Origin of the sequence: Pseudomonas sp. TH34, from assembly GCF_016650865.1 — a bacterium.
Lineage (GTDB): Bacteria > Pseudomonadota > Gammaproteobacteria > Pseudomonadales > Pseudomonadaceae > Aquipseudomonas > Aquipseudomonas yamanorum.
The window spans coordinates 59,614-82,041 of record NZ_JAEKFB010000014.1 but is presented as its reverse complement, the minus strand read 5'-3'; the positions used below and the strand labels follow the sequence as shown (position 1 = coordinate 82,041).

Below are 22,428 nucleotides of genomic sequence, written 5' to 3'. Positions count from 1 at the left end.
GCGCTGTTCAAGGAGTTCTGCTTCTCGCTGGCGGGTGCCGTGACTGTATCGGCCGTGGTGGCGTTGACGCTTTCGCCGATGATGACTTCCCGGCTGTTCAAGACCGGGCAGGAAGAAGGTCGTTTCGCCCGCAAGCTCGATCAGTACTTTGACTGGTTGCGGGGTCGTTATCACCGCGTGCTCTCAGGGGGCCTGAACGTGTGGCCGGTGCTGGTGACGTTTGGCTTTGTGCTGTTCCTGCTGGTGGCCGCCAGCGGCATGACCGCAAAAAGCGAACTGTCGCCCACCGAGGACCAGGGGCTGGTGTTCATGCAGATCAAAGGACCGCCCACCGCCTCGCCGCAGCAGATGGAGCGGATTGCCGACCAGGCGTTCCAGATTGCCAACAAAGAGCCTGAATACGCGCAGATGTTCCAGTTGACCGGGCTGCCCATCCTCAACCAGGGCCTGGGCGGTGTGCTGCTGAAAAACTGGGGCGACCGCTCGCGCTCCCAAGCTGAACTGATATTGGAACTCCAGCAGAAATGGAACCAGGTACCCGGCGCCACCATCGCGGCCTTCCCGCTGCCATCGCTGCCGGGCGCCCAAGGCTTGCCGGTACAGTTCGTGATCACCACCACCGACTCGGTGGAAAACCTCAACGAAGTCGCACAGGCCGTGGTGGCCGAGGCACAGAAACAACAGCTGTTCTATTTCTCCGACATGGACCTGAAACTCGACAAGCCACAAGCCAAGCTGGTGGTGGACCGGGAAAAAATCGCCGCACTGGGCATGACCCAGGCCGACGTCGGTGCGGCGCTGTCCGCTGCACTCGGTGGCAACTACGTGAACTACTTCTCCACGGCCGGGCGCTCGTACAAAGTCATTCCCCAGGTGTTGCAGGTTGACCGGCTCAACCCGGACCAGATTCTCGATTACTACATCCGCACCCCATCCGGCAGCATGATCCAGGCGCGCACCGTGGCGCACATCGAAACCTCAACCCAGCCGGAATCCATCAACCACTTCCAGCAACTCAACTCGGCGACCCTGTCGGGTGTGAGTGGCGTGGCCCAAGGCGAACTGCTGGCGAAATTGAACACCATCCTCACCAACGTCGCACCCTCGGGCTACACCTCGGACTTTTCCGGCGAGTCGCGCCAGTTCATGCAGGAGTCCGGCGGGTTTTTCGGGTTGCTGATGTTCTCGATCCTGATCGTCTACCTGGCCCTGGCCTTCCAGTTCGAGAGCTTCCGCGACCCGGTGGTGATCCTGTTCTCGGTGCCCCCTGCACTCTTCGGCGCGCTGGCGTTTATCACCATGGGGTTTGCCTCGATCAACGTGTACACCCAGGTGGGGCTGGTGACGTTGCTGGGGTTGATCACCAAGCACGGGATCCTGATCGTGCAGTTCGCCAATGAGCTGCAGCGCGCCGGTCACAGCAAGCGTGAGGCCATAGAAGAAGCTGCCGGCGTGCGTCTGCGGCCGATCCTGATGACCACTGCGGCCATGGTGCTGGGCGTGGTGCCGCTGGTGTGGGCCTCCGGTGCCGGAGCTGCGGGACGGCATGACATGGGCCTGGTGATCTTTGCCGGGTTGTCGATCGGTACCGTGCTGACGCTGTTCATGGTGCCGGCGATGTATATGTTTATTGGTTCAACGCACCATCAGGAGGTTGAACGGCCGGTCCCTGGCCAGGATGAGGAGCCAGGCGTGGTTACTGATAGATAATGGTGTAAGTCGCCACAGCGTTGGCTGAACCTGCTGTCACCGTGGCGGCCGTTTGCAAATAACGCGCGCTCAACGGGATGTTCAACGCCGTGGTGCCAGCGGCCAGCGGAAGGTTCAGCAACTGATTCTGGGACAGCGCCCAAGGCGCGCCTGAAGCATCAAGCACCTGTAGACCGACACCCGTCGCCGGGTCTGCACCCGCCGACAGACTCAACACACCATGGGTGGCATCAATCGGTGTGTCGACCGGGTCCAACCGTAGGCTGAGGGTATTGGGCACGAGGGTGCCCGCACTGATGACCGCCGATTGCGAGCTTGTCGGGATCGAACTGGTGTTGCCGTAATAGCCTGGAAACCCCGGGCAACCCGTCAGGCTGATCATGAAGTTCACCGGCGTGCTGGCCGAACCTATCCCGCTGAACGACGCAATCTTGTTGGTGCCCATGGGTACGTTAACGTCCGAGGTCATGCAGGTCAGGGCGACGATGTTGATGCTGCCGGTCAGCCCCACTTTGTTGGCGACAGAGGTAGCACTATTGGGAACAGAGAAATCCTGTTCCAGCGTACCCAGCGAACTGCCGCTGATTGTGCCCGTTCCCACTGGCCCAGTCTTTATCAGCACTATCCCGGTTGCTGGCGCAATCTTGAGGCCGGATATGAAACAGTCGGCGCTTCCCGACAATGCGCAGCCATTTGGAATCGCTGCCCTGACGGCAGCAGTTTGCACCGATGTTCCGTTAACCCAGGCGACACCAATGCCCGCTACGCCTGTTTGATAGACGAAGCTGGCGTAAGGTCCCGCGCTGTAACCGGTATTGGCCAACGTGCTCTTCAGCGTCAAAAGAGTGTTCAAGGTTGCCGCCCCGCCGGTACTGAGGCACTTGAAGTCGGCGCCTGCACCGCTCTGATTGAAGTTCTGCTGATAGAGCACTGTGCCCACTGGCGCATCCCTCGGCACACTGAGGGAGCTGATCTGCAATGCGGCCGTGCCTACAAACCCCTTGTTACCATTGATGTAGACACAATTGATCGCTTGGGCCGACTGCGCAAGGCCACACAACACCAGAGCGGCGATCAGGGAATAAAGCACCTTCATGGAATTACCTCTGCACGTATAGTTGACTGAAGACTGCATCGCTGCATTCGCCGCGTACCTCATGACCCAGCACTCAGGCACAGCGCGTTGCCCTTCAATATCTGACCCTGCTCTTTAAGGGCCGGCACTTTCAGCGTGCAGGTCTGACCGCTCTCTTTACCCCAATTGACCAGCAGGCTTTGTGTGCCGTCCTTGATACGTGCATACAGTTGCCCGCCCTGCCCTACAGTGCCTACCGGGTTACCTGCGTCATCCACTACGGTGGCACCGAACGGCAACGGACTCTGGTCCTTCAAGCGCACGTTCAACAACAAGGCCGTCCCGTGCACCGTGGCGAAGTCCACCGCTACCACGGCACCCGCCCGGGGGGCGATCTTCTGGCTGGTTTCGCTCAGCTCGACGTCCTGGGATATACCGTCCGGGTCGATTGCGATCTCGTTCAACTGATATGGCTGCAGATAGTTGATCACCGCCGAACCGTTGCCATCGAGCCGCAGGCCTGGATAACCCACCACCTTCGCGCCGGCCGCACCGGGGGCGCTGATTACCGCCATGGTTTCACCGGTGTAAGGCGTCAACGTCACACCTTTTGGATGGACCACAATCGTGCCGCCACCACCCAGGGACAGGCTGCTGTAGCCATCGCCTTCGCTGAGGGAACCGTTGACCCGGGCTTTGGAGCCCATGTATTGGCCGCTGACCGAAGTGTCGGTCGACTGGCTCGCGCCATCACGGTCTGCCGTCAGGCTGTAGCCGTATTGCTGATCTTCACCGGCACTGCCGCTCACGCTCGCCTGCTGGCTGTAGTTACCCTGGCTGTCGCGCGCCAAACGGCCCGAGAACTGCGGTGTATTGCTTGAGGACCCGAACCCGATCGGCATGCTCACGGTAAACAATTCAGTGGTTTGCATCTCGGCCAGGCCGGAGCGGCTGCGACTGAGGTTGAAGCCCAGGCTTACCCGCCCGATCTGTGTGGTGTAGCCCATCTGGTACTGGATATCCTGGCCCGGCTGGTTCCAGTAGTTCTCGGTAAACCCGCTCAACGACAAATGCCCCCAGTTGGCCAGGCTTTGGTCGAGGGACAGGGTCAGGCGACTGCGCGGTTGGCCAAACTGGCTGGTGTCGGTACCGTTCTGTTCCGCATCCCTGAACAGCACGGCGTTGTTGAAATCGAAGTAACCGCTGGTGGAAAAACGATAAGCCGCCAGGGAGAAGTTGCTGCCGGTGCTTTGGACATTCTCACTGAAAGACACGCGCAGGCTCTGCCCCTGCTGGTCACCGGAGCGCAGTTCGGTCTGGGCATGGGTCACGTCAACCCCGAAGGCGCCGATGGGTGTGCCAAATGCAATACCGCCCAGCACCGACAGGTAACCATCGCTGGCCTGGCCACCGGTATAACCGGTCAGCGAGTTGGCCAGGCCGTACTGGTAAGTGCCTTGCAGCAGCTCAACCTGTTTACTGATGTAGTTATTGCGGGTTTCACCGGCTGTCACGCTGAAACGTGAGGTGCCAGGACGCAGCAACTGGTTGACCGAGGCGTAAGGCACGATGAAGCTTTGCTGGGTGCCGTCGGCTTCCAGCACGTTCACTTGCAGGTCGCCGCCATAGCCGGTGGCATACAGGTCATCGATGACAAAGGCGCCGGGCGCCACCGTGGTCTGCAGCAAGACATTGCCGCCCTGGCTGATGGTGACCCGCGCGTTGGTGCGAGCGATACCGCGCACCACGGGCGCGTACCCACGCAATGCATCCGGCAGCATGCGGTCATCGGTAGCCACCTCGACCCCACGGTAGGCCAGAGTGTCGAAGATCTCGCCGCTGGTGTTAGCTTCGCCTACCGTCAGCTGGCTCTTCAAGCCTGTCAGGTCACGTTGGGCAAAGGTGTTGATTTCCTGGTATTTGCTGCCAGTCAGGCGGTCCCAATTGAACGAACCATTGTGCCGCAACCGCCAGTCACCCACGTTCAGCCCCGCGTTCAAGCCGAGATATGCAGAATCGTCAGTGCCTGAAAGGGTTTTGTTGTGGTTGGCGTTGAAGTCATAGCTGAGCATCCCTGCGGTCACGCCGCGGTCCCATAATTCAGGGCTGACGTACCCTCGGGCGTTACGCCGCAAGGCCGCCTGCGGAATGCTGAAGTCCAGTTGCTGCGTGTCGGTGGAAAACAGCGCCGTGGCACCGTCAATCAGCTCATTGATGACCGGGCACGGGTCAGTCGCCAGCTTGGCAGTTGCCGTCGGCGACAGGGCTTCTACGTTTACGCCCATCAGCTCCAGCATCCGGGTGTCGACACAGACCCTGGGGTTCCTGCCCTTGGCGTCGGACACGATACGGATATCCTGACGCATGCTCAGGTTCGAGTTCACCAGAATGTCGGCACGGTACGTACCCGACATCACCGGGTTCCCGCTCTGGAACAGCGTCAGGTCAATTCCGCTCGAGCCTGCCGGAAGAAAAGAGTTATCGAACTGCACGTCTTCAGCCATGGCGTAAGGCATCAACAATGCACTGACAATCAGTAAAGTTCGGCGACCCCAAACCGGCAAATCGATGGCGTGGGCGCAAGCGATTTCCTTCCGGCGCGCGCGCAGAAGAGACAGCGTAGTCATAAATTACCCGGACGACGGAGGGTGAAAAACGATTAAGGCCTGATAGGCCTAAGGCATGACGGGTTCGTGGGTAGGAACCAGAGCGCCGTAATCATTGATGGCGCTGTATTCAACTTTGGCGCCGGGTGCCGGCATCGACTTCAGGCCGGGCAAGGCAAAGATATGGGTCTCACCGGGCGCAATCATCCCCGCCTCACTCAGTATTCGCTGGCCGCCGTTAACCAGCACCAGGTCACTTTGTGAAACGTAAAACGCCGTTGGGTTATAGGCCTGCAGCCCATAGGTACCATTGGGTTGCGCAACAACCTTCCACTGCAGCGCCTCGATGGCCGCTGACGGTGTGCCAGGTAAATTCGCTGGCCGATAAAACACTTTGATTCGCGAGCGAAAGGCCATTTGCAGCATGTTTTGATCGCTGGTGGCCTTGACCGGAATTTCCAGCACATTGAGCCAGAACACAGACTCCTTGTCTGAAGCCAGCGCAGTACCGGTAAACATCAGGCGCAGGCTCTGCCCCTTGTCAGCATCAACCCGGGAGACCGGTGGCGAAATCACAAATGGCGCTGAAGAATTGCTTGGGGTGGACGCGGGATCACCGCTATCAATCCACGACTGAACCAGTACGGGCTTGGTGCCGTTGTTGTTAATCTTGACGGTGACTTCCTTTTTATCCGCCGGAAAAATCACACGGGTGCCGGTGATGACGACCGAAGACATCGCCTGGGAACAACCCAGCAGGGCCGCCATCATCACGACATAACGACACCAGGCTTTTTTACGCTGCATATCACTCTCTCCCAACATCGTCGGCGCATCTTCCAGGTCCTGAAAGATGCGCTGACCGTGTAACTTTTACTGATAGTTGATCGAGTAAGTAACCGAACCCAGGACAGTACCCGCGGTAGTTGCGGTGGTGGCGATGTACTGAACAGCGTACGGCAGCGTTGAAGTGGTACCGGTCATAGTGGTACGCGCGGTGTTAGCGACCTGGCTGGTATCACCGGCCTTGATCACCTTACCGGCGGAATCAAGCAACTGCAGCTGCACACCGGTGGCACTACCGGTGTTACGAATGTTTTGGGTGGTTGGGTCAACGCCAGAGCCCGCTTCAAATATCGCAGCGGTGGTCGCAATAGTGCCGGTGCAAGCACTCAGATTGATGGTGAAGTTGGTGGCACCAACAGTGGCACCTGCAGTAGCCAGCGACGCGATGGAAAACGTCGGAAGCGTGACGGTACCGACGTTGCTCGTGTTATTGACCTTGGTGGTGCAGGTCTGAGCCGTCAGTTGGCCAGTAAAGTTGATGGTGCCATCAGACGCTTGTGCAGCAGACATCACGAGTGCGGAAGTCAGCGCCGCGAGAGCGATATAGGTACGGTTCATAAGTTGCCTCAACGAATTATTAATAAGAGTAATGCCCTGCGGGCCATTTGCATTTGCAATATGGCGGTGCGCTTTGCACGGAGTGAATGATGTTTCTTTTAATGAAGCCCTTCAATTTGAAAGCTCCTGCCATATCTTCGGAAATTTCCCAAGGCGGGCCTGGCTTTTTCCGCAAGCTTCTAATTTCCCAGGTGAAGGGCATAACTAATGGAATAAATACACCAGGGACTTGATGGCCGATAGCCGATCTAAAGCCACTGGATGCGTTAGTTATAGGCGATCGAGTAAGTGACTGACCCCACAACGCTGCCCGGTGTGGTTGCAGCGGTGGCAATGTACTGAACGGCATAATTCATCACGGCGGTTTGGCCGGCTACGAGGCCGCCGCTGATCGGGGCACCGATGACCTGCAATTGCGTACTGTCACCCGCTTTGATCACCAAGCCGCTAGCTCCCACCAACTGCAACTGCACACCGGTGGCCGTGCCGCTGGCGTTAAGTATATTTTTGCTAACTGGATCGACGCCGGCGCCATTTTCAAAATAAGCGTAAGCGTTCGATAACGTCGTATTTACTCCGTATAAAGGGTTTCCCGCCAGACCATTCAAGAACGTAGTGATGGATTTGTTACAGGCACTCAGCCCAATAGTGAAGTTTGTTCTACCGGCAGTAGCGCCAGCGGCGCCCAGTGTCCCGGTCGAGAGCGTCGGCAGCGTGACGGTGCCCACACTGGTACCGCCATTCACACTGATCGTACAGGTAGTAGTAAGCAGCAAACCGCCGAAGTTAACAGTGCCATCGGAAGCCTGCGCGACAGGCATTATAACGGCCGAGGTCAGTGCGGCGAGAGCGAAGTTGCGGAATACACAAATCATAAGTTGCCTCATAAAATCAGAATAATCATTCATGGGAATGCTTGGCTTGCTATTCACGCTCACACTGTGATTGCATACCTTACATACGGTGAATGGTCATTTTTCGAGTAAGCTCCTTCAAGACTAAATATCTCTTTGTGCTTAAGGAAAGATCCTGCCATGACAAAGAAATTTCCACCGAAATGAATATTGCAAGTTGGCAGGATTGCAACTAGACAGACACCCGCGTTTTACCGTAGACCTCATGTGAATCTACACTGTCGATAAAGCCCATCACTTGCCTGATGGACTCCCGATCCGGCGGGCAAGGCAGCGAAAGGCGCATGGGGGATGGCGAAAACTCAACAGAGGAAAGAACCTGCAGCGTATTACCCTGGTAAACAAGTAGATGCTTGATCGCAGAAGAACTTCGCACGGAGTGTTCAAGTACCTCGCCCGCATTATCCAGCACGGCTTGGTGGATAATCAGCAAGTCAAACGTGGATAAAGCGTTATCCAGTATCGCCAGCAAGTCCCGTAGCGATGTCAACGGAGCAACACGGCTGTAGCCAAGTCCCGAGAGGTTCTTCTCTATGCTCAGCAGCCTGGAATGTTCTTCGTCAACCAACAAAATACGCAGCTTTGGATTAGCCATGAAACACCCTTCCTTCCCCTCGAGAAAAACTGAACGCCCAGACAGGGAGACGGCGAGCGTTCGGCCGAATAGATGAAATGCAGTTAGACGTTGTTGATGGACGCGCGCTGTGAGTCCAGCCACAGCAACAACCGGTTGGCGCTCATGGGCCGTGCACAGAGATAACCCTGGGCCTGGACGCAACCCAGCTTGATCAATGACTGACGCTGGTTCTCGGTTTCAACGCCCTCCACCACCACCGACATATTCAGCGCCGCGCCCAATGCCAGGGTGCTGCTGACAATCGCGCGGTTGGCAGCGTTGCCGTCCAGGTCCTGGACGAAACTGCCGTCGAGTTTGATCTCGGTAAACGGCAGTTGGCACAGGCGCTCCAGGGAAGAGAAGCCCACACCGAAATCGTCGATGGACAACCCGGCGCCCATCATCCGCAAACGGATCAGGCTTTCCAGCACCGCAGGAGACGTTTCCAGCAAACCGCTCTCGGTGATTTCAAAGGTCAGGCAGGGCGCCGGTACCTGATAGCGTTCAATCAACAGACTAATGCCGGTGACCAATTGCGGATTGCTGAACTGCTCTGCCTGCAGATTGAATGCAACGTTCAATTGGCGCCCGGTTGCCAGGACTTCCTGCCACATCATCAAGCCCTGTTCAAAGAGCGCGAAAAACAGATCGTCCATCAAATAGAAGCTGTTTAACAATGGCAAAAAGTCGCCAGGCGACAACAAGCCATAGCTTGGGTTGTCCCACCGCGCCAAGGCTTCCAGGCTGTCGACCGCACCAGTGACCAGATTGAATTTTGGTTGAAAAAACGCCTTGAACTCATTATCCAGAATCGCTCTTTTCAATTCGGACTGAGTAAACCACTTCAAATTGATCGAGTTGGAAACGTCGGTCCTGCGCACGGCAACCGACTCCAGGAAAGCACCGACCATCGGGCCCAACTCACTGGCGCGCACGGGCGTATCGACATACCCCAACACTTTCACGCCGTGCATCGACAGCATCCGGTCCAAGGCCCCGTGCAAGTTCGCCGGGTACACACTGCAAATGATCAGTGCCTTCAGGAAGCCGCCACGGCTGAGGTCCTCGATCACAGACAGGCCCTGGGTGCATTGCAGTTTCAAGCTGCACAACACGATATCCACCGGGCCAGTACGTGCCAGTATCTCCAGCGCGGCAGCCCCGTCAGCCACCGCCGCCACGTCTTCACAACCGAGATCCTGAAAAACGCGGGTGGCGATAAGTCGTTTGAAAGGCTGTTCTTCGATTACCAGAACGCGTATCGGTAGGAAAGACATGGCGGCTTTTACACAGGTGGTGGGGACAGGTAAATTATTGCGCCCCGCCCCCGCCGTGTATTTAGGATTGCTCCTAATGGCCTTTGGAAAAAACCTACACGCTCAATGGAAATTTCCTGCTCATTCGGAAATTTCCGAACCTCCATCCCATCGGGTGTGACCCCATTTCACACCAGGGCAATCAAGGCCGCTTTCAGTGAGATCATGGCTTGCTCCAAGGCCAGGGTGGCGGCAGTCAGTTGGGCAGGCATCGCCTCTTCACAGGCCGCCTCCAACTGCGCACAACGAATCAGCACGTTCTGCGCACCGACAATCCGGCCGCCGCCCTTTATCCGGTGTGCCAGCGTTGCCAGCCCTTCGACGTCCTTGTTCGCATAGCATTGCATCAACACGCCCATGTCCTCTTCCAGGCTGAGCGCCAGGTTCTTGATGATGGTGTTCACCGACTCTTCGTCGCCCCGCGCCAATTGAATCAGCGAGGTCAAGTCAAGGTTGATCCCCTGCCCCACCATCGCTATTGGCGCTTCATTCGGATGTATCAGTGGCTCGATGACAGTCAATCGGGCACTCAGTTCTCCGAGCCGGATGGGCTTGAATAGGCAATCGTCCATTCCGGCGTTCAGGCACCGCTGTTTCTCCTCCGGCTGGGCATTGGCGGTCAAGCCTACGATCACGCAGGGTTTCGAGTTTTGACGCTGCTCTTCGTCACGGATAGCGCGGGCCAGGTCGTAGCCATTCATGATGGGCATATGGCTGTCGGTGATCACCACGTCATACGCACCCTGGCGCCACGCTCTCAGGCCATGTGCACCGTCCTCCGCATCACTGACGTCATGCCCCAGGTAAGTCAGCTGCTGGGAAAGCAGCAGGCGGTTCGCCGGATAGTCGTCGACCACCAATACGCTCAAGCGTTTCGCACGCACTACCGGTGCTATCGAATCCACGATCGGCGGACCAAGGCTCTCAAGGACTGGCAAGCGCAACGCAACATCAATACGGGTACCGCGCCCCAGCTCACTGGACAAGGTCAACTGCCCGCCCATCATCTCGCACAACTTGCGGGAAATGGCCAAGCCCAGCCCGGAGCCCGTACGCATGGCTTCCGCTGGTTGGCCGACTTGGGTGAAGGGGCTGAACAACAGGGCCTGATCCTCCGGCGAGATGCCAATGCCGGTGTCGATGACACTCATCGTCAGGTCCAGCTCGGAGCCGGCCACAACCGGTGTGCAGCGCAGGAAAAAACGCACCTGGCCTTTAACCGTGAATTTGATCGCGTTACTCAGCAGGTTCGACAACACCTGCTTGACCCGCATGGCGTCGACGAGCACGTCGCAGTCGGCCTGGGGGTCGAGTTCAATCTGCAGTTCGAGAAATTTTTGCTGTGCCACACCGTCGAAGATGCGCGCGACCTTGAGTACCTCGTCATGCAAATTCGCTCTTTTCGGGGCCAGCGTCAGTTGACCTGATTCGATGCGCACGATGTCGAGGATATCTCCCAGCAAATCCACCAGACTGTTGGCCGAGCTGGAAGCAATGTCCAGTGACACCCGATCGATAATGCCTTGCTCGGCGCGTTTGGTGGCCATTTCGAGCATGCCCAGCACCGCGTTCATGGGCGTACGGATTTCATGGCTCATGGTCGCCAGGAACAAGGTCTTGGCGTTGTTGGCGTCGTCCGCTTCTTTTTGCGAGGCCTTCAACTGAATCATCAACTTCTCGCGGTCGCTGACATCGACCCATCCCGCAATCACCCCGACCGCTCGCCCCCGCGAGTTGAAACACGGGAAAATCCAGTAGAAAAGCGCCAGCGTTTCACCGTAGGGCGCCACCAGGCTACCGCTGCCGATCATCGGGATGCCGTCGCGCACGACCCGCAGGTAATGCTCATGGTACTGCCGGGACTCGGACAGCGGCATCAACTGCAACTCGGTAATTGGCTTGCCAATCACCTGGTCCAGGTCCATGGAAAGGAAGTCCAGGTAACTGTCGTTACACGCGACCAGCCGGCCCTCATGATCTCGGATGAACACCGGCCGCGGGACGTTATCGAGCATCAGGCGCATGTTGGCGACAAAGGTTGCCAGGACCCGGCGCGGGTCATCGGCCCTGCGTCGCCACAGCATCACCGCAAGGTGCCAACAGATGATGGAACCCACCCCTGCAAGCACCATGCCCCAATAGAGCGTGGATTTACCCTGGGTACGGAACACCATGTCGAGTTCGAAGTCGGAAGTCCCTGCGATGTGCGGTTCGGCGTGTACCAGCATCGGCAACCCGGCCATCAGCAGCGCGGCAACAATCGTTTTGGCGGCCTTCATCAGATAATACTGTTGCGCTTGGCCACTTCCGAAAGTGACACGACGGATGTCACTTCAAAGCGCTCCAGCAGTCGAGTCTTGTACGTGCTGATGGTTTTGTTGCTGAGCAGCATGGAGTCGCCGATTTCCTTGTTGCTGAGACCCAGGGCAAGGTGCTTGAGGATCACCAGTTCGCGATCCGACAGGTTTTCGATCACCCGCGCTTCATTCATTTCGACGTCACTGCGACGAACCGAGCCGATCGCCAGGTTGGGGAAATGCGTGTAGCCGGACATCAGCACTTTGACAGCGCGACGCAAGTCGTCCAGGTCGTCGATTTTCGAGAGGAAACCGGCAGCACCGGCACTCATACAACGCTTGAGATACAAACCTGCTTCCAGGGACGTCAGTACCAGGATTCGCGTGGCGATATTCAGATCGACGATGCGCCTGATGACTTCCAGCCCATCGAGCTTGGGCATCGAAATATCCAGCACCACCAGATCCGGCAACTCCTGGCGTGCCTGTTGCACGGCGTCGGCACCGTCGCCCGCTTCTACCACCGTTTCGAAACCTTCCTGTTTCAAGACCATTTTGACCGTCGCCCGAACTATCGGGTGATCGTCCACTACCAGCGCCTTGCGCATATCTATCTCACTTATTCTGTTTATCTGGACACAGATCACGAAACGAGAAGGCGTAGAGGGAGGCAAGCGACTACACCGGCAAAGTCTAGTCCAACCGCACCTGAACAATGCAGGTTATTTTGCCCTTCGCGCGTTGTGATTTTCAGATTGACTGAGTCATTCCAGCCACTCTTTCAAGCGGCGTGCACTCATGGGTTTGGCCAAGTGAAAACCTTGTGCAAAGGTCCCGCCCATGGCGAAGGCCTGGTCACGTATTTCTTGGCTGCTGACACCCTCGATCACCAGGTTGATATCCAGCGCCCGGGCCAACGCAATCGTGCTGAGCATCATGGCCCTGCTGTGCAGGTCGGACAAATCCTGCACCACCGAACTGTCGAGTTTCAACTCCTGGAAAGGCAACTGGCACAGCAGCGTCAACGAGGAAAATCCTGTGCCAAAATCGTCGATGGACAAGCCACATCCCAGTAGCCGCAAACACAGCAAACTTTTCTGGGTGGCCACCGACATATCCAGCAGGCCGTTTTCGGCCAACTCAAACATCAGTGCGCAGCCGGGTAGATCGTGCTCGATCAACGCGTTTTCGATGTGCAGCGCCAAATCGAAACGGGCCAATTGCGAGGCGTGGAGGTTGAACGCAACCTGCAGCGTGATATTACGTCCACGCAGCGCAACCAGCAGGTCAAGCCCCTGGGCGAAAACCTGCTTGAACATCTCGTCGATCAGGTCGTAAGCCAGCACTGCCGGCAGGAACTCACCGGGCAGTAACAAGCCACGGGTCGGGTGCTCCCAGCGCGCCAACGCTTCCACGCCGCACAGGGCTCCGGTACGCAAGTCGAACTTGGGCTGGAACCACGCCTTGAACTCTCGCGCTTCCAGGCCCTTTCTAACCTCGGACTCGGTAGGCAACTTCAAGGAGTCCGGGGCCAGCAACGGTGCTAAGGTTTTGTGCTTGATGTAGTCACGCAGAATCGAGCTCAAGTCATGCAGGGGCGCGTCAGGCCCCATCACGCCGATCAGCCTGAGCTGTGAAAACTGATTGATACACTCCACCGCGCGCAAAAACTGAGGCTCAAGCGTCGAGCCTAAAACCAGCGCATTGACCAGGCGTGCCCGTCCTGCGGCTAACAGGAAATCGAAATAGCCACGTTTCTCGTGGCTTAAGTCGCAGATGACAATGTCCACGCCTTCTGCACGGGTGATGAGGTCCAGGGCTTTGTCACATTCGGCTGAATGGAAAACCGCGCGCACACCCAGCTCCGCCAACATCTGAGTAATGGCTTTGCGGCGTGGCAGGCGATCCTCAAGTACGAGGATTCTTAAAGAAATCATGTCGGTACAGGCCTTGTTTTCGTTGCGGCCATGCTGCCGTCTTTATTGACGAATTACGAAAGCCGTTTTCCTGCATATCGCACGGAAATTTCCGAGGGTATGGCAGAAGGCTTTTATTCGTCGGCTTCGACGCCCAGGTCGATGAACCCGCCAGTGGAGGCATCTACTGATAAATGAACATTACGCCGATCAGGGACTGCACATTGCCTGCGACGACCTGTCCATTGGTTCTCGCATAGGACGCCGTCAATCCAAGGTCTACGGGGCTGGTTCCAACCGAACCCAGTGAGATATTGCTGTTGGTTGAGATGACGCCATTACGATTCGATAGCTGCACACCAATGCCGGCTGCGGCGGGCGTGGAAGCCACGTTATTAAAGATGCTGTTAGCGCTATCTGTCGTAGTGCCTGTCAGGTAATAGGAGACATTTAAGTTTTGTGCACAGTGCACGCTTAACGGAATTGCCGCAGTTCCTGGGTAATCTGGAAGAGCTATCGTCATGCTATTTGATGACACATCGCAGCCTGAGTTGGGAAGAACGACTGCATTGTTGGAATAGATATTCCACGTAATGGGAGGGCCGGTGCTATAGCCCACACCCTGGCCCCCACTGCCCGCAATCTGACTCTGGTCAGTGTAGGTTCTAGTTATCATCGTCAGTGTGGCCAGCATCTGACCTGCACCGACTACAACGCCAGATGCTCCACTACCGTTAACATTGAAATACAGTGTGGCATTAAACGGGTGGATAGAGGTGTCTCGAATAAAACCCATAAATGTAGGCAGGGTGCTCGTAGTGGGGAGATCATACTGAGTTTCGTTACCCTGACTCCCTGGATACGAAATTTTTCCGGAAATATAATTCAAAAGCCCCGAAATATTAGCGTTTTGAATGAATACTTCATTGACAGTATCAAGTCCATCAGACGTGGCAAACGTGTTACTACATTGTATGTAGTTGCCAAGAGGCACCACAATGGTTTGTCCTGTCTGAACGGGTGAATCCAAATTCACGTAGATATTGAAGCTTCCCCCGATACCATTGAATACGTGCATGTTCACTCCCTGCGCCTGACAATCAAGGGCAAAAGCACTATTCGAAATGATTAATGTGAACAGCAGAAACAGCAGTGTGGCGCTGGCGTTTTTCTTCATCTCGTCAACTCTCACTAGGAGTATGTATATGTAACATTAATCGAAGCCTGGATACTGCCCTGTTGTGCATTGCCCTTGACGGATAACGCCCGGACCCGCAGCGATAGAGTTGCCGCTTGCGTCGACTCATTAACTTGAACAGTAGACGAGTTGCCATTGTTTAAATTGTTGCCATTGGCATCCTGCAACTCCAGTTGAAGATTGAGAGCATCCCCCTGGTTTTGATAATAGCCCGTATCGTCAGCGGGGCCCGTAAACGTCGCGGTTATTCCTGATGTTCCCACCGGGCAATTAGTCAAACTCAGCGTCACCGGGTACCAGCCTGAACGTGATCCTGCCTGGCTATAGTCGGTGGCAAACTGATCGCCCAGATCTACCACCGGTGGTGCCAAGACGGTACAAGGTTGCGCCACAACGCGTCCGTTGACGATAATGTTCACGTCTGCCGCATAAGTGTTCATGACCCCGGCAACCAGCAATAATGCTGTCAACAGCGCAGGTTTTATACCGTTCATTCCCTGACCCTTTATTGAAACTCTAGAGTGAAATTAGCCGTCGCACTCACGACTCCCGCCGTCACAGGGGAACGCGTTGCCATCAGGCAGGCATAAAATCCCAGCGTATTTGATTGGCCAGCGATCAGGTTGGTCCAGCTGAGTGATGGCATGCCCGAATGTAACGGAATTGCGTTTTTGTTACTGTCCAGTATCTGTATACCCATGCCACTGGCGGCACTGATGCCACCGTCAAGCTTGAGCAAAGTGCCATTATCGTTATCTAATACCCCGTCGTAGCTAACCTTCACTGCAGTTGTTGAACCGCCGCATTTGTCGAAGATGATTTTGAACGGCACCGGAACAGTGGTTACCCCCACACGGTTGAGCTGTTTTGTCGCGTTGCTCATCAGGTCCACAGTAAAGCTCTTGGAATCGACCGACACTGAGCAGGTATTGCCTTTAAGATAACCCTTGATAGTGATGGTAGTGTCCGCTGCGTAAGCGTTGCTTACGAGGCACGGAATCAGGCACAGAAAAGAAAGATATTTGTTCATGGGGTGGCCCGCTCCTGTTTCGATTAGCGACATACCGCAGAGGCATAACTCAAGGCCTGCATTTGGCTCTCTACCGGCAGGCTGTACGTTGCGGTGCATCGTTCGTTCGAAGCATCGCCCCACTTCACGTTGATCTGCCCGGTCGGCGACAGGCCGGTCAGATAAACTTGCCCACCATCGGCCACGATGCTCCCCGCGAGGCCTTCGCCGTAAGACGCGATTGAGCCGAACGGTACGGGCTTGTCGTTGTGGCTCAGCGTCATCAGGACTTTCATCCCGACGCGGGCCTTGAAGTCGGCGCGCACGACTGCCCCGCGCGTTGGCACGACGCTTAATATCGGGTCTTCCAGCTCAATGTTGTTGGCCAGGGAGTTGGTGTTCAGAGCGATCCGGTTTTCACGATAATCCACCGCATAGGGGAGCAGCGCATACCCGCGCCAGTCCGTCTTTATACCCGTTTGGTTTTCGACTGCGACGTGATCCGCCCCCGGTACTTTTATCAGTACCACGGTGTCGTTCAACGGCTGACCGAAGGTCACGCCATCCGCATGCGCCAATACGCCACCGCTGACGCCGTAATACACCTGGCTGTAGTCTTCACTGGTGCTGTAGCCGATGTTGGTATTGCCATAAGCGCCGCGATAGTTCAGCGCAGTGTTGCCGGTTTTCGACGCGTCTTCGTTACCACCGCTGGCGTATCCCGTTTGCACGCTATAACTGAGGTTATTATCGTCAAGCAACGTACCATAGAGCCCAGCCGTGCTGGCATCCCGGCCTTTCAGATCACTGGATGTATTGAAGCTGGCATTGGTCCTTTTAAAGGAGGAATGACTGTCCGAACGCATCCAGTGGCTAAACGGAATACTGATGTTGAAAGCCAACTGCTGATCTTTATTGTCTGCCCAAGCGCTCTTTGTCAGGCTGTAGTTCACTCCCCAACTGATGTCTCCTATTGAACTGTTGTACCCGAGTTGGAGTTGCTCGTCTGACTGCCTCGTTCCCCAATAGCTCTGCTGGCTACCGGTTAAATATACCGTAGAAGCCTTACCCACCTGTTGCGTCAACGTGGCCTGGAAGCGACCCCGCTTGCTGTAGTTCAGGTTGTAGAAATCAGTGATTTGCGGCGTTATCTGAACAGACTGATCCTGGTTGACCACCGTGAAGCCACTCATGCGGCTCCAGGCCGTGTCAGCCAGCGTGTAGAAGTTTCTCGTTGAGTAGCGGTAGCCCAACAGTTGCAGGTTGGTACCCCACTGGTTAACGGATTTATTATAAAGAAACCGCAAAGACTGCCCCTGATGCTGGGTGTCGTCAGACAACGTTGCGCGGGCCTGGGTCAGGTCGGCCGATATCGCGCCGAGGTCGCCCAGGTTCTTACCCACGCCAATGTTCAGGGCGTCATAGTTGTTCGAGAACTGCGTGCCTCCGAAGACGGTCCAGTCATGCGGCAAGCCCCATAATGCAGTGCCCTGAAGAAACTCCGGTTTGTCTTGCTGCGTGTTGCCGCTGCGATACTGCCCCGCTGTCAGCGAATACTTCACTTGACCTTCACGCTCCAGCATCGGCACAGATGAATAAGGCACCGTGTACGTCTGCGTTGAACCATTAGCCTCTACAACAGTGACCTGCAAGTCGCCGTTGGTGCCGGGCGCATAAATGTCGTTGATGGTAAAAGCCCCCGGGGGTACTGTCGTCTGGTAGATTTCATACCCATTCTGCTTCACCGAAACCTTGGCAGTACCTTGCGCAATACCGCGTATAACAGGTGCAAAACCTCGTTGACTGTCCGGAAGCATGTTGTCGTCCGAGGCAATTTGGACGCCTCGGAAGTTAATGCCATCAAAGATATCTCCAGCGGTGTAACCGTCACCCAGGGTCAATCGGCTGTGCCACGAGGAAATGCCCCGCTCCAGATAGGTGTTGGTGTGTTGCCACTGGTTCTCCGTTACGCCCACGCCATGGCTGTAGCTCCACGTGCTGGTGTCCCTCAAGCGCCAGGCGCCCAGGTTGAGGCCGCTTTGCAGGCTAAGGTACGAATAGTTGGACACTCCGCCCTGCTCGCGGCGTACTTCGCTGCCGGTGTAGTTGTAATTAAGCAGGCCCGCCGTAATGCCGTCATCCCATAGCTCAGGCGCAATGTAGCCACGGGCTTGCCTTCCCATGAATGCCTGGGGAACACTGAGGTAAAGCCGCTGCAACCCAACGTCAAACCTACTGGAGGCATCGGTTATAAGCCGTGTAAAGGGAACGCAGGCGGTGCTCTTCATCGCCACAATATCGGGCACGGCTAACGTATTGACGCCGAAGGACGAGAGTTGAGCGCGCGTGAGGCACGGTTCCAGTTGCTGCCCATTGGCGCTTTTATCAAAGGTAATGTCCCGGGTCGCGCTGTAACCGTCATTCATGTAGATATCGACTCGGTAGGTGCCGGGAGGCGCCTCCAAGCCTTTTTCAAAGCCGGATAGATCCGCGACTGATGCAGGATCATCGGACAGGAAGCGAGGATTGAAATAGTTGTCTGCACGCGCAGAAAAAACGGGGCCTACCAGAAGCAATGCCAAAGGTGACAACAGTAATCGTTGAAGTACTGAATCCCGGGTTCCATTTTTCATTTTGCGTTATCGCCAGTTATATAACCCAGGTACGACATAGCCCCTCCCGCACAAAAAACTTCCATGCTAGCTCTGGATTTACCCGCCTGATGCAAGATCCATAATCAAGGTTTGATTCGCGCAACAGTGTTTACTGAAGCGCTCCCTTCATCACTGCAGTCAACGCGCCGAAATCGTTAATCGTTCGATAAGTAATCGAACTGCTTGTACTGCCAGACAGGTCCACATTCACAAACCCCATTGGCGGAACCATGGCATTTTCCAGTGCCTGTGTGCCGGCGTTCAGCTCCGTGATGGTCAGGAAGTAAGGGGTTGGATTAGTAATAACCAGCGATTTGCCGTTGCGCTTGAAGGTCAACTTTCCCGGCGCGTCTTCCGGGGAGATGCTGAGGGCGCGTGGGCGATACAGGAGCTTTATCCGGCTGGTAATCGCCAGTTGCAGCGTATTGTCTTTTTGTTGCGCCTTGTCTGCAGACGGAATTGCCTTTACGTTGATCCAGAATAAACTTTCCCGATCTTTCGTCAGGCTACTGTTGGTGGCATCGACAATGCGCAACGTATTGTCTTTTTTTCCCTGCATCACAAACAACGGCGGTGTAATTATAAAACGACCGTCTTTCTTGCCGTCACTGTTCTCCACCCATGACTGGATAAGAAAAGTGTCTTTATCATTGCTGTTGCTTAAGCCTAACGACGTTTGCTTCTGATCGGCAGGGTAAATAACGCGCGTCGCACCAAGGGCCACGCCTGCTTCCGCGCGATTGGCGAGTAAAACCACCGCCAACACGATCAGGGCTCTAGTTGTCTTTGTAGTCATCATCATTTTTTCACGTCAATCTTGTAGGCGAACACGAATTTTCTGCGAAAAATGGCCTCCCTGGCCTGCGCACATCCCTGTCAACGGGTTGTTACTGGTATTGCACTTTAAAGTTGGCGTTGGCGTTGGCAGTACCCGCAGTGGCTGGGCCTGTCGCGATGTAACGTGCCTGGAACGGCAAGGTGTTGGTGCCATCACTCAGGGCCAACTGCTTGCCGAACGTAGCGCCGTCGAACGTCATAGGCTTACCTGCGCTGTCCAGTACCTGGACGCCGACGTTGGTGGCAGCGCCGGCTGCGGAGCTTTCCAGAGCCAGTGCCAGGGCGTTGGTAGGGTCAGTTACACCGGTGAAGGCGACGGATGCTTGACTTGAAACCCCGCTATCGCAGTCATTCAACTGGATATTAAAGCCAACAGGGGTGCTGTACTGGCCGCTCGCGCTCAGTGCTGTGGTTCTTACCTGGCCCAGTTGTACGGTTTGGTCAGCAGAGCCCGTATCGACGGCACAGGCAGCGTTAACAACTTCACCTTGAAAGTGAATGGTACCGCCATTAACAATGGTTGCATCGGCGTGAGCCACGCCAACTGAAAGCAGTGAGGCAGCAATCATGCTGTTAATCAGATTAATTTTCCGCATAAATCTAAACTCCATATCTTTGGGGATTCCAGCGCTTGGTATAAGTCAACTCAAGCACACGAACTATAATGAGACAGTTCCGGAATAAGAATGGAGAGAGATCCCACCTGAGTTTATGAAAACTCTTGGGTTTAAAGCGATAATTCGGCACGCAGGAGAAATTTCCGTACACGTGCCGGGAAGACGTTATTACAACTAGTCACGCACTGTCAGTAGTTCATTGGCGAACTACTCACTACCCGCAGCGCCAAGCCTTCATACGCATCCAGGGTGATGGTGAAATCGCCCTCGGGCGTCAGATCGCCTTCCACCCGCTCATTGATGATGTCCACCACCGGCCCTGGCGCGATATTGGGTAAGTGCAGGGTTTCAGTAATCGGCGTCGCGCCGAAGTTCAGCGCCGTGATCTGGGTGCCTTTACCTGCCGGCAGTTCGTGCACCATGATCAACAGTCCCGGGTGCTGCACATCCGGCACCAGGATCTGGCGGCTGGCGGCGATGTCATAGGCACGGCGCACCGCGAGGATTCTTTGCAACTGCGAGGCAAACGAATCCGGGTCGGCCAGTTGGGTGATCAAGCTGCCATACAAGGTTTTCGGACGCGGCATCTGCCCGGCGGATTGCTCCGCGTCGGGGTTCAGGTCCACCAAGTCATAGGCACCGCGATGGATCCAGCGTGTGTCGCCATCGAGCATCAAGTGGGCCACCTCTTCCGCCGGCAAAGGCAGTGCGCCCACCAGGTCCCAGCCGGACAGCGCAAACACCCCCGGTTGCATCGCGTTGTACATCACCAGCAGCAGGTGAATCTGGCGGATCTGCTGGATGTCCGCCGGGGTAATCGCCTCGAGGTCGCGAATGCCCAGCGCTGCCGTGATGATGCTGGCGGTGGTGCAGGACACGCCATTGGTCACGAACTTCAGGTTATAGGGCGCGTGTTCGCCCGTCAGGCGTTCGTACATCTGCTCGCGGATATGCTCGCGCAGGATGCCGCCGGGAAAGGTCTGCCCCTGATAGAGGTAGGTGTCATGGGCGTGCAACGTCCAGAAGTGCACCAGTTCCAGGGTCAGCTCGTCATGGTTCTGCAAGGCATGGATCAGCGAGCCGGGGTCGATGCCCAGGGTGTGCATCTCCCGCAGCATCAGGCGCAGGAATTCGGTGTCGCCCATCAGTAAGGCGTGCTGATACGCCGGCCGGGTGATGAAGTCGTAGGACAGGTCGGCGCCGCCGTGGGACATGGCGGCGATGTCGTCCACCGTCAGGTTCAGCTCCTGGAAACTGAAACCGCCCGCCTTGCGAATCGCGCCCCCAGGATCTGGTTGCCAGTGATGGACAGCGGATGGCTTTCAGACCAGGCGTTACCTTCCAGTTTCCGTTCCACACCGAGGAAACCGTTCGCATCCAGGCGCAGGATTTTCGCGCCCATCACGTCGATGGCGTGCAAGGCGTCGCCAATGATCATCTGCTGCGCGGCGAAGGTCGGGTCCAGCCAGTTCAGCGATGGCTGCCCTTCCTTGAAGTAATGCAGGTACACCCAGCGCCGGGGCTTGCCATCTACGCCGATCACCATATCGGTGGCGCTCCAGTCGGTTTCCTTGACCCCGGGTTCGAAGAAGATCACCCGTTGCAACTGGCCGACGATGTAGTGTTTGTCTCTGAGCACGTCGACCTGCTGCGGGCTGAGATTCTGCGCATCGCGACCCTCGCTGATGTCGGGCAGCAGCGGCCAGTCTTCTTCGCGGATCTCCACCATGTGGTAGAGCCCGGGATAGTCTTCGTAGGCCATCTCGGCCAGGCGGAAGTCCGCGCCCTTGCCGGTGTGGGACGGAATCACGTCGTCGATGATCACCGCGTTGTGCGCGGCGGCCATGCGGACCAGCGCCTGCAGCTGGGCTTCGGTGCCCAGTTGCGGGTCGATGTCGAAGCTGATGCGGTCAAAATTGCCGTCAATGGTGGGTGTGTGCTCGGTGCCGGAAAGACCGCCCGAGCGTTTCAATGGGCCGTTGTGAATGCCCTGGATGCCGATTTTTGACAGCGCGTGCCATAAAGTCTCATCCCCCAGGGCTTCGAGTACGCTGCCGTTTTCACGGGTGACGATGGACGCCGGGTAGGCCGTGAACCACACCGACGACAGGGCTGAAGCATCACGGGGCCGGGTATGGGCATACGGCTGTTGCCACAACCTGCCCTGCCCCGAGTAGAGCTTGGCGCGCTGCTTCGCAGCCTGCAGCATCGATTGTTCTACCAGCCAGGCCACATGTTTCTTATCGGCGTCCGTCATAA

Annotated in this window: 17 protein-coding genes and 1 pseudogene; 1 reads left to right on the top strand and 17 read right to left on the bottom strand. The window is 56.4% G+C overall.

Features of this window, described 5'->3' with window-relative positions; all coding sequences use genetic code 11:
• Window positions 1-1,710, top strand: a 1,710-nt coding sequence (locus JFU58_RS09980; protein ID WP_201140453.1) for an efflux RND transporter permease subunit, incomplete at its 5' end; no start/stop codon positions are given.
• On the opposite strand, the gene JFU58_RS09975 is transcribed toward JFU58_RS09980, so the two are convergent.
• From JFU58_RS09975 to treS, 17 genes and pseudogenes are all read right to left on the bottom strand, one after another.
• On the bottom strand, window positions 1,697-2,806 hold the full coding sequence (locus JFU58_RS09975) for a fimbrial protein (protein ID WP_177025410.1): 1,110 nt from the start codon (window positions 2,804-2,806) through the stop codon (window positions 1,697-1,699). The two genes, JFU58_RS09980 and JFU58_RS09975, sit on opposite strands and share 14 nt — an antisense overlap.
• A 59-nt stretch (window positions 2,807-2,865) precedes the next feature.
• Window positions 2,866-5,301, bottom strand: coding sequence for a fimbria/pilus outer membrane usher protein (locus JFU58_RS09970; protein ID WP_201140457.1), 2,436 nt, complete (start codon window positions 5,299-5,301; stop codon window positions 2,866-2,868).
• A 159-nt stretch (window positions 5,302-5,460) separates the two neighbouring features.
• Window positions 5,461-6,198, bottom strand: coding sequence for a fimbrial biogenesis chaperone (locus tag JFU58_RS09965; protein ID WP_201140452.1), 738 nt, complete (start codon window positions 6,196-6,198; stop codon window positions 5,461-5,463).
• 66 nt (window positions 6,199-6,264) lie between these two features.
• Window positions 6,265-6,795, bottom strand: coding sequence for a fimbrial protein (locus JFU58_RS09960; RefSeq protein WP_003217734.1), 531 nt, complete (start codon window positions 6,793-6,795; stop codon window positions 6,265-6,267).
• Between the two features lie 266 nt (window positions 6,796-7,061).
• Window positions 7,062-7,670 carry a fimbrial protein gene (locus JFU58_RS09955; protein WP_201140456.1) on the bottom strand — a complete coding sequence of 203 codons (609 nt, stop codon included), beginning with the start codon at window positions 7,668-7,670 and terminating at the stop codon, window positions 7,062-7,064.
• 211 nt (window positions 7,671-7,881) lie between these two features.
• Window positions 7,882-8,304 carry a histidine kinase gene (locus JFU58_RS09950; RefSeq protein ID WP_201140450.1) on the bottom strand — a complete coding sequence of 141 codons (423 nt, stop codon included), beginning with the start codon at window positions 8,302-8,304 and terminating at the stop codon, window positions 7,882-7,884.
• Between the two features lie 83 nt (window positions 8,305-8,387).
• A complete protein-coding gene (locus JFU58_RS09945; RefSeq protein ID WP_201140449.1) occupies window positions 8,388-9,602 on the bottom strand; it encodes an EAL domain-containing response regulator in 1,215 nt (404 codons plus the stop codon).
• A gap of 167 nt (window positions 9,603-9,769) precedes the next feature.
• Entirely contained in the window at window positions 9,770-11,920 is a 2,151-nt protein-coding gene (locus tag JFU58_RS09940; protein WP_201140447.1) for an ATP-binding protein, read from the bottom strand.
• Window positions 11,920-12,546: a response regulator transcription factor gene (locus JFU58_RS09935; RefSeq protein WP_063030202.1), complete on the bottom strand. Its 627-nt coding sequence runs from the start codon at window positions 12,544-12,546 to the stop codon at window positions 11,920-11,922. The genes JFU58_RS09940 and JFU58_RS09935 overlap by 1 nt, the downstream gene beginning before the upstream one ends.
• A gap of 156 nt (window positions 12,547-12,702) precedes the next feature.
• Window positions 12,703-13,875, bottom strand: coding sequence for an EAL domain-containing response regulator (locus JFU58_RS09930; RefSeq protein WP_242488243.1), 1,173 nt, complete (start codon window positions 13,873-13,875; stop codon window positions 12,703-12,705).
• Window positions 13,876-14,038: 163 nt separating this feature from the next.
• Complete coding sequence (locus JFU58_RS09925) at window positions 14,039-15,031, bottom strand: fimbrial protein (protein WP_201140445.1); 993 nt, start codon at window positions 15,029-15,031, stop codon at window positions 14,039-14,041.
• A 14-nt stretch (window positions 15,032-15,045) separates the two neighbouring features.
• A complete protein-coding gene (locus JFU58_RS09920; protein ID WP_201140442.1) occupies window positions 15,046-15,546 on the bottom strand; it encodes a fimbrial protein in 501 nt (166 codons plus the stop codon).
• An 11-nt stretch (window positions 15,547-15,557) separates the two neighbouring features.
• Entirely contained in the window at window positions 15,558-16,082 is a 525-nt protein-coding gene (locus JFU58_RS09915) for a fimbrial protein (protein WP_201140440.1), read from the bottom strand.
• 23 nt (window positions 16,083-16,105) lie between these two features.
• Complete coding sequence (locus JFU58_RS09910) at window positions 16,106-18,694, bottom strand: fimbrial biogenesis usher protein (protein WP_201140438.1); 2,589 nt, start codon at window positions 18,692-18,694, stop codon at window positions 16,106-16,108.
• Between the two features lie 130 nt (window positions 18,695-18,824).
• On the bottom strand, window positions 18,825-19,517 hold the full coding sequence (locus tag JFU58_RS09905) for a fimbria/pilus periplasmic chaperone (protein ID WP_201140437.1): 693 nt from the start codon (window positions 19,515-19,517) through the stop codon (window positions 18,825-18,827).
• An 85-nt stretch (window positions 19,518-19,602) separates the two neighbouring features.
• The gene (gene fimA, locus JFU58_RS09900) at window positions 19,603-20,148 is read right to left on the bottom strand and encodes a type 1 fimbrial major subunit FimA (RefSeq protein WP_201140436.1); all 546 of its coding nucleotides are present in this window, start codon (window positions 20,146-20,148) and stop codon (window positions 19,603-19,605) included.
• 209 nt (window positions 20,149-20,357) lie between these two features.
• A pseudogene (gene treS, locus JFU58_RS09895) lies at window positions 20,358-22,426 on the bottom strand (maltose alpha-D-glucosyltransferase).
• Window positions 22,427-22,428 lie beyond the last annotated feature (2 nt).